At 65.8% G+C, this 8111-nt stretch carries 8 protein-coding genes; 4 read left to right on the forward strand and 4 right to left on the reverse strand.

All coding sequences use genetic code 11. The features are described from left to right. Nucleotides 1-131 precede the first annotated feature (131 nt). The 4 genes from EN824_RS32775 to dnaQ all read left to right on the forward strand — a co-directional run bounded on the left by EN824_RS32775 (nucleotide 132) and on the right by dnaQ (nucleotide 3103). Nucleotides 132-731, forward strand: a complete 600-nt coding sequence (locus EN824_RS32775; protein ID WP_135933125.1) for a Maf-like protein — start codon at nucleotides 132-134, stop codon at nucleotides 729-731. After that, the gene (locus tag EN824_RS32780) at nucleotides 724-1566 is read left to right on the forward strand and encodes a shikimate dehydrogenase (protein WP_135933126.1); all 843 of its coding nucleotides are present in this window, start codon (nucleotides 724-726) and stop codon (nucleotides 1564-1566) included. The genes EN824_RS32775 and EN824_RS32780 overlap by 8 nt, the downstream gene beginning before the upstream one ends. Continuing rightward, nucleotides 1563-2144: a dephospho-CoA kinase gene (gene coaE / locus EN824_RS32785; protein ID WP_135933127.1), complete on the forward strand. Its 582-nt coding sequence runs from the start codon at nucleotides 1563-1565 to the stop codon at nucleotides 2142-2144. Before EN824_RS32780 ends, coaE begins: the two co-directional genes overlap by 4 nt. Before the next feature lie 233 nt (nucleotides 2145-2377). Next, nucleotides 2378-3103: a DNA polymerase III subunit epsilon gene (gene dnaQ, locus EN824_RS32790; protein ID WP_127276253.1), complete on the forward strand. Its 726-nt coding sequence runs from the start codon at nucleotides 2378-2380 to the stop codon at nucleotides 3101-3103. A gap of 9 nt (nucleotides 3104-3112) precedes the next feature. Here the strand turns inward: dnaQ and EN824_RS32795 are convergent, their stop codons facing one another. The 4 genes from EN824_RS32795 to EN824_RS32820 all read right to left on the reverse strand — a co-directional run bounded on the left by EN824_RS32795 (nucleotide 3113) and on the right by EN824_RS32820 (nucleotide 7807). Continuing rightward, on the reverse strand, nucleotides 3113-4063 hold the full coding sequence (locus EN824_RS32795) for an alpha/beta hydrolase (protein WP_135922103.1): 951 nt from the start codon (nucleotides 4061-4063) through the stop codon (nucleotides 3113-3115). An 18-nt stretch (nucleotides 4064-4081) separates the two neighbouring features. Further along, nucleotides 4082-4762, reverse strand: coding sequence for an isochorismatase family protein (locus tag EN824_RS32800; protein WP_135867826.1), 681 nt, complete (start codon nucleotides 4760-4762; stop codon nucleotides 4082-4084). Nucleotides 4763-5213: 451 nt separating this feature from the next. Next, nucleotides 5214-6518 carry a Xaa-Pro peptidase family protein gene (locus EN824_RS32810; protein ID WP_135933128.1) on the reverse strand — a complete coding sequence of 435 codons (1305 nt, stop codon included), beginning with the start codon at nucleotides 6516-6518 and terminating at the stop codon, nucleotides 5214-5216. Between the two features lie 320 nt (nucleotides 6519-6838). Beyond that, nucleotides 6839-7807, reverse strand: a complete 969-nt coding sequence (locus EN824_RS32820) for a GlxA family transcriptional regulator (RefSeq protein WP_127276263.1) — start codon at nucleotides 7805-7807, stop codon at nucleotides 6839-6841. Nucleotides 7808-8111 lie beyond the last annotated feature (304 nt).

Raw genomic sequence — 8111 nt, forward strand, 5'->3', positions numbered from 1 at the left:
AATACCATTGGGTGGTGATTTGCGGCGGCGTCCACGCAGGACTTCCCTTCTCCCCCTGTGGGAGAAGGTGGCCGAGCGCAGCTCGGACGGATGAGGGGTGCGCCACGGAACACCAACGCCGGTGAATCAGCATGACAGAAAAAATCATCCTCGCTTCAGGCAGCCCGTTCCGCAAGGCGATGCTGGTCGATGCCGGTGTCGACATCGAGGCGGTTCCCGCGACGCTGGACGAGCGGGCGCTGGAAGCGCCGTTGCAGGACAGCGGTGCCTCGCCCGAGGACGTCGCCCTGGTGCTGGCCGAAGCCAAGGCCACCGAAGTCAGCGAACGCCGGCCCGGCGCGCTGGTGCTCGGCTGCGACCAGACGCTGTCGCTCGGCGACGAGGTGTTCCACAAGCCGGCCGACATGGAAGGCGCGCGCCGCCATCTCCTGGCGCTGTCGGGCAAGACCCATCAGTTGAACAGCGCCGCCGTGCTGGTGCGCGACGGCAAGGTGCTGTGGCGCCATGTCGGCATCGCCTCGATGACCATGCGCAAGCTCGACCCCGCCTTCATCGGACGCCATCTCGCCCGGGTCGGCGCCAAGGCATTGTCGAGCGTCGGCGCCTATCAAATCGAGGGCGAAGGCATCCAGCTGTTCGAAATAATCGCGGGCGATCATTTTACCATTGTCGGCCTGCCGCTGCTGCCGCTGCTGGCGGAACTGCGCACACTGGGAGCCATCGATGGCTGAGGCAATGAAGAAGGCCTTCGTCACCGGCCATCCGATAAAACATTCGCGCTCGCCGATGATCCACGGTCACTGGCTGGCCGAACATGGCATTGACGGCAGCTACCAGGCGATCGACGTGGCGCCGCGGGATTTCGCCGATTTCCTGGCGAGCATGCAGGCCAATGGCTATCGCGGCGGCAACGTCACCATCCCGCACAAGGAGGCGGCCTTTGCCGGGGTCGCGCGCCGCGACTATGCGGCGGACGAAATCGGCGCCGTCAACACGCTGTGGCTCGAGGACGGCACTTTGTGGGGCGGCAACACCGACGGCCACGGCTTTGCCGCCAATCTCGACGATTACGCTCCGGGCTGGGCGTCCAGGGGCCCGGCCGTGGTGCTGGGTGCCGGCGGCGCCTCCCGCGCCGTCATCCACGCACTGAAGACGCGCGGCCTCAAAGACATCCGCATCGTCAACCGCACGCTCGCCCGGGCGATCGAATTGCGCGACCGCTTTGGCGCCGGCGTTTCGGCGCACGAAGTGGCCGCGACCGCCGAATTGCTGGGCGACGCCGGCCTGCTGGTCAACACCACCGCGCTGGGCATGCAGGGCAATGAGGGTTTGCCCGCCGACCCCACGCTGCTTCCCGACCATGCCGTGGTCAACGACATCGTCTACGTGCCGCTCGAGACCCCCCTGCTCGCCGCCGCGCGGGCACGGGGGCTGAAGACGGTCGACGGGCTCGGCATGCTACTCAACCAGGCGGTGCCCGGCTTCGAACGCTGGTTCGGCGTCAGGCCGAAGGTGACGGCGGAGCTCCGCGCGATCATCGTTGCCGATCTGGTGCGCAAACCATGATCGTGCTCGGCCTCACCGGCTCGATCGGCATGGGCAAGTCGACCACGGCCAGGATGTTCGCCGAGGCCGGCGTGCCGGTGCATGATTCGGACGAAACGGTGCACCGCCTCTATGCCGGCAAGGCGGCTCCCCTGGTCGAGGCCGCTTTTCCCGGCACCACCGCCGACGGAAGCGTCGACCGCGCAAAACTCGGCGCCCGTGTGCTTGGCGACGCGGCGGCCTTGAAAAAGCTCGAAGCCATCATCCATCCGCTGGTCCGTGCCGATGCCGACGCCTTCCTGGCCAAGCATCGTAACGCCGGCGAATCGATCGCGGTCCTCGACATCCCGCTGCTGTTCGAAACCGGCGGCCGTGGCCGGGTCGACAAGGTCGTCGTCGTCACCGCGCCGGCCGAAGTCCAGCGCCAGCGCGTGCTGGCACGGCCTGGCATGAGCGAGGAAAAACTGGCGGCGATCCTGGCCAAGCAGGTGCCGGATGCCGAAAAGCGGCGGCTGGCCGATTTCGTCATCGATACCGGTAACGGGCTGGACGCCGCGCGCGCTGCTGTTGCAGCGATCATTGCGGAACTTCGGGGATAAGCGGGGCAGCTGAGGCCCTTTCCTTCTCCCCTTGTGGGAGAAGGTGGATCGGCGCGCCGCGCCGAGACGGATGAGGGGTGCGCCACGGGGTGCCGTCGGTGCCAAGCTGGAGCACCCCTCATCCGTCGCCTTCGGCGACACCTTCTCCCACAAGGGGAGAAGGGAAAAGAGGCATTGCCCATTGCCATTTTGTTCCGGTCTCGTGATTCTGCTCCTTTGGAGCAACTGATTCGATGCGCGAGATCATTTTCGATACCGAAACCACCGGCCTCGATTCGCGCGACGACCGCGTGATCGAGCTTGGCGGTGTCGAGCTGGTCAATCGTTTTCCGACCGGCAGGACCTTCCATCACTATATCAACCCGCAAGGGCGCGCGATCCATGCCGAGGCGCAGTCCGTGCACGGCATCAGCGCTGCCGATCTCGCGGGCAAGCCGACCTTCGCCGAAATCGCCGAGGAATGGCTGCGGTTCACGGAAGGCGCCAAGCTGGTCGCCCACAACGCCACATTCGATATCGGCTTCCTCAATGTCGAATTCGGCCGGCTCGGTCATCCGCCCGTCGATAACGGGCTTGTCGTTGATACGCTGGCCCTGGCGCGCCGCAAGCACCCGATGGGTCCCAATTCGCTCGACGCGCTGTGCCGGCGCTACGGCATCGACAATACGAAACGCACCAAGCACGGAGCCTTGCTCGATTCCGAATTGCTGGCCGAAGTCTATATCGAGCTGATCGGCGGCAAGCAGGCGGCTCTCATTCTCGACAGCGCCACCGCGCCGGCCCAGGGCGAGAACGTCCGCCATATCGAGATCATCGTCGCCGAACGGCCGGCGCCGCTCGTGCCGCGCCTCACCGAAGCAGAGCGCGCGGCGCACGCCGCCATGGTCGCCACGCTTGGCGAAAAGGCGCTTTGGCTGAAGGCAACGTCGTCCGAGGCAAGTGCCGCGACCTCGTCGTAACCCGGACCTTCAGTACGGCCACTCACCTCGGCCCAGCGCGGCAACCGCCGCGATGATGCGCGCAAAGGCTTCCGCCGCGGCCGGCACTGTGATGCGAGCGCGCAGGAAACTGTGCACGAGGCGGGGCTCCTGATGCCAACACGCCTTGCCGCCGGCGTCCAAGATGCGGTCGCGATAGGCCTCGCCATCCGACGACAGCGGATCGCATTCGGCCGTTACGATCACCGTCGGCGGCAGGCCGGAAAAGTCCGTGTCGCGCAGCGGTGAAAAGGTCGGATCGTCGGGCGATTGCTTCCTGGCTGACCTGACGTCGCGATAGAAGGCGGCATCGCCTGTCGACAGCAGCGGCGCATCGGCGTGTTCGACATAGGAGCCCACCGCCTCGTTGCCGCCGAGATCGGGATAGATCAGCACCTGGCCGATCGCGGCGCGCGGATGGTGACGCGTGGCCTGCGCCAGCGCCGCCGCCAGACTGCCGCCCGCGCTTTCGCCGCACAGCACCAGCGGCAGGCCGCTGCTTGCGGCCGCCCATTCGAAACCCGCCAGCGCATCGTCGAAGGCGGCGGGGTGAAGGTGCTCGGGCGCCAGCCGGTAGTCGACCGACAGCACGTCGAAGCCGGTGCCGGCGCAGATTTCGGCGCAGATGTCGTCATGGCTTTCGAGCCCGCCGAGGATGAAGCCGCCGCCGTGGAAATAGAGCACTGTCGCATGCGGCGCCGCGCCGGCGAGCCGGTAACGGCGGACCGGGATGCCATGCTTGGAAGCGGCGACCAAGCTGTCGCGGGCCCTGACCCCGGGCGGTCTGCCCTGATGGAAGGCGCGGCACATCCTGGCATAGACCGCGCGCTGCTTGTCGACCGGCAGGCCTGATATCTCGGGCGGATACCAGGCGTTGACGCTGTCGATATAGGCCCAGAGTGCCGGATCGAGCCGGGTTTCGTATTTGCCGCGGCCGGTCATTTCAGTCTGCGGGGCACATCAAAGCTCGGCATAGAGACGGGCGGCGTTTTCAAAGGTGAAGCGCAGGGGTACCGAGCCTTCGACCTGCCAGACGGTGACCGTCTCGCCGGCCAGCAGCCGGCAGGCGCCGTCGGTGTCGGCAACCGCGCCGCCATAGAGCCGGTTGGCGAGGTTGAGGATGCCGGTCTGGTGCATCGCCGCGCTGCCGCTGCCGCAGGCATCCTTGACCAGCAACACGCGAAAGCCCTTCGCCACCGCATCCTTTACGGTGGCGTCGATGCAGGCCTCGGTCCACACGCCCGCGACAACAAGCCATTCGATGCCTGAAGCCTCGAGCCGGTCGGCGGCCGGACCGCTGCGAAAGGCGCTGGCCTCGGCCTTGATCAGCAGCGCCTCGCCCTCCGCCGGCGCCACCTCATGGCAGATCTCGGTCAGCGGGTCGCTCTTGTCGGAAAAGGCCGACTTGCCGTCTTCGCCTGTGGGATGAAAGGGCCGGTCCTGGCTGTCGAGATCGACGATATAGGCCCAGTGATGGAGCGGCACATGGTTTTGCCGCGCCGCCGCCTGCAGGCGCTGGACGTTGGCGAGGATGTTTTCGTAGCCTTCGACGAGGTAGCGCGGGTCGTGCCGGTGCTCTTCCTGCAGGTCGATGAACACGGCGGCCACCGTGCCGCGCTTGATGGAGATGGGGGCTTTCATGCGGAGGCGCCTGGGTTGCAGGCTGAATCGACCTGGCGGTTGGCAGGCTGGTCAAAAGCCGACATCGTTGCTTTTAGCGGGTTGGCGCAAGCGGTGATGATTGGCCGAAGCCTCCCCGACTTCGTCATCCACGGGCGAAGCAGCCGCGCAGCGGCGTCGCGGAGACCCGAGGATCCATTCCGTGACGTCCATTGAATGGCGCAACGGAGCAGAATTCGGTAACCGTTGCGCGGCATCGACGCCACGGCATGGATCCTAGGGTCTGCGCTGCGTCGCTGCGCTCCTTGCTCCGCCCTAGGATGACGAAGGCGATGGGAGGCGCGTTGACGTCCCGGCATGGATCCTAGGGTCTGCGCCGCGTCGCTGCGCTCCTTGCTTCGCCCTAGGATGACGAAACGATGGGAGGCTGCGCCAACCGTAAAGGCTACGTCACCGAGTGGGGCAGCGGCTATCAAACCTCTTTCTCCAGAAACTCGTCCTCATAGGGGAAGCGCGATAGCAGCTCCGTGCCGGTGTCGGTGATCAGGATCTCGTCCTCCAGCTTGACGCCCTCGCGGCCGCCCTTTTCGCCGATATAGCTTTCCACGCTCACCACCATGCCTGGCACGATATGGCCGTCGCGGCCATAGGTTTCGTAGTCCATGGCATGGGCGATGAACGGTGTTTCGCCATGCATGCCGACGCCGTGCATGACCGAGGTGTAGCGCTGGTCGACGAAGCGGTCCGGGATCTTCCAGGCCTTCTCGGCGATCTCGCGGAAGGCCATGCCGGGCTTGACGATCGAGATGTTGTGCTGAACCTGGTCGTGCGCCATGCGGTAGAGCGACTTCTGGTAAGGAGTCGGCTTGCCCGGACCGCAGCGGAAGGTGCGGGAGAAATCCGAATAATAGCCGTAGCAGCCGATCGTGTCGGTATCGAGCGCCAGCAACTCGCCGGGCCTGATCTTGCGGCCGCTGGCCTCGTTGAACCAGGGATTGGTGCGCTGGCCTGACGTCAACAGCCGCGTCTCGATGAACTCGCCGCCCTGGCGAATCACCTCGCCATACATGATGGCGAACAGCTCGTTTTCGGAGACGCCGGGCTTGATCGCCTCGCGCACGGCATAGACGGCGGCCTCGGCACCGGCCATCGACGCCATCAGGCATTTCACTTCCTCCGGCGTCTTGACCGCGCGCACCGCCAGGATTTCGCCCTGGCAGTCGCGGACCTCGCAGCCGCGCTTTTCCAGCGCCAGCGCCTGCAGGTGGCTGCAACGGTCGAGGCCGAGCTTCATCGAGCCGCCGCCATGCGTCTTCAGGAGCTCGGCGATCTCGTCGGCGAAGGGACCCGCGGTTTCGTCGTCGCGGCCTGACACGGAAGACCAGACGAGCTTGGACGGACGCGCCTCGTCGATCGTGTCGAGTACCATGGAGACATGGTAGCTCTGCGGATATTCGAACAGCACGATCGGCCCTTCGGTCGGGATGAAGAAATAGCGGGTCGAGTTGCGCAGGAAATAGCCGAACATGTTGCGCGAGCCGGTGGCGTAGCGCTGATTATAAGGGTCGAACAGCACGACGCCGCCATAGCCTGCCTCACGCATCCAGCCGCGCAGTTTCGCCAGCCGGCCTTTGCGCAGGGCGTCCGCATCGATGAAGGACGGCTCGGTGTCCGACAGCCACATCCCGCCGGCCGGGTCAGTGGCCACGGGGTGTCGCATGCGGTCCTTGAAGTCGACGTCCTCGGTGCTGTCGGGGTCGAATACGACGATGCTCATGGGGGTTCGGCCTTGGCTGGTTTGCGAGGGCCGAGCATGGCGCAGGCGGGGCGGATGGATTGTGCGGAATACCGCGTTTGTTGTGCGAGATGCCGCTGGCCAACAGGCGCCGTCGCGATCCTTCGCGCCCCCCTCTGCCCTGCCGGGCATCTCCCCCACGAGGGGGGAGATTGGCAGCTTCGCCAACCGCGCCTCCGTCTTCGATGTTGGAGATAGGCGAAAGCCGAGGTGGCAGCGATCTCCCCCCATGTGGGGGAGATGTCCGGCAGGACAGAGGGGGGCGCTGTCCCGCCAACATCTCACAGCTTCAGCGGGCGCCCCTAATGCCGTCTTGCCTGCTTCGGCGCGTGCCCATGCTCCTCGCGAAAGGCCCGGGCGAAACTCGACATCGAGGCAAAGCCGCAGGCCAGCGCCACGTCGCGCACGGCGAGCGTCGAGTGGGCTAGGAGATCGGCGGCGCGTTTCAGCCGCAGGCGCCGGTAGTAGCCGTTGGGCGAGATGTCGAGTTCGGAGCGGAAGGAGCGTTCGAGCTTGTCGGAGGAGACGCCGAGTTTCGCGGTGAGTTCGGCCATGCCGAGCCTTTCCTCGACCGCGTCCTCCATGATGGCGATGGCCGACAGAACCAGCTCGTTCTGGACGCCGGTGCGCAATCTCAGCGGCATCAGCTTGCGGTCGACGCTCGATCGCAGCTGGCTGTGCACGAACCATTCGGCGACGCCGGCGGCAAGCTCGGCGCCATAGTCCCGGGTGATGATCTCCAGCATCATGTCGAGGCTGCCGACGCCGCCGGCCGACGTGAAGCGCTTGCGATCGATGACGTAGAGATCGCGCCGCAATTCGATGTTGGGAAACGCCTCGGTGAAGGCGGCCTGGCTGGTCCAGTGCAAGGTGCAGGCATGGCCGTCGAGCAGGCCCGCGCGCGCGAGGAAGAAGGCGGCATCCGCCACCGCGCCGATATGGGCGCCATTGCGCAGGCTGCGGCGTATCCAGCTCGCCGCGTCCTCGGCGACGAGATGATCGGCGTCGCCGCCCGAGCAGACGACGATGCGGTCGACCTTGGGTGCTGCCTCGGCATAGAACCCTGGCTGGATGACGACGCCGTTCGACGCCTCGACCGGACCCTGGGTCGCACCAACGATTATCCAGCGGTAGCATTCCCGCTTCGCCAGCACATTGACGGCGCGCAGCGGCTCGATGACCGAGCTGAACGCCATCATCGGAAAACCGGGGAATACCAGCACCGCGAAGGTGAGGGGCTCGGTGGGTTCGGGTGGGTCGCGCGTGGCCATGGGGCGCAATAGTTCGGACAGATGGCGCTTGTGGTCAATTGCCATTCCGGAACGTTGGCGCCGCCCCTCATTACCCTGCCGGGCATTTCTCCCCGTATAGAGACGGGGAGAAAGAAGCAGCCGTGACCTCGGTGCCAAATCCTGCAACGTCGCCGATTGGCGAAACCGCCGAGGAAAGTGTCCAGCCGATAGATGGGTAACAGATTGAACCGGATACATAGGTAACAGTTCTCCCCCTATGCATCCGCCGCAGCGCCAAGCGGTTTGGTTGGCGCGGCGCTGCGGCGGACGAGCTTCATACGTC

This window comes from Mesorhizobium sp. M8A.F.Ca.ET.181.01.1.1, from assembly GCF_004792025.1.
GTDB lineage: Bacteria > Pseudomonadota > Alphaproteobacteria > Rhizobiales > Rhizobiaceae > Mesorhizobium.

Coding starts and splice junctions, on each gene's coding strand:
- EN824_RS32775 (WP_135933125.1), top strand. CDS start 132: ATGACAGAAAAAATCATCCTCGCTTCAGGCAGCCCGTTCCGCAAGGCG.
- EN824_RS32780 (WP_135933126.1), top strand. CDS start 724: ATGGCTGAGGCAATGAAGAAGGCCTTCGTCACCGGCCATCCGATAAAA.
- coaE (WP_135933127.1), top strand. CDS start 1,563: ATGATCGTGCTCGGCCTCACCGGCTCGATCGGCATGGGCAAGTCGACC.
- dnaQ (WP_127276253.1), top strand. CDS start 2,378: ATGCGCGAGATCATTTTCGATACCGAAACCACCGGCCTCGATTCGCGC.
- EN824_RS32795 (WP_135922103.1), bottom strand. CDS start 4,063: ATGACCGGCCGCGGCAAATACGAAACCCGGCTCGATCCGGCACTCTGG.
- EN824_RS32800 (WP_135867826.1), bottom strand. CDS start 4,762: ATGAAAGCCCCCATCTCCATCAAGCGCGGCACGGTGGCCGCCGTGTTC.
- EN824_RS32810 (WP_135933128.1), bottom strand. CDS start 6,518: ATGAGCATCGTCGTATTCGACCCCGACAGCACCGAGGACGTCGACTTC.
- EN824_RS32820 (WP_127276263.1), bottom strand. CDS start 7,807: ATGGCCACGCGCGACCCACCCGAACCCACCGAGCCCCTCACCTTCGCG.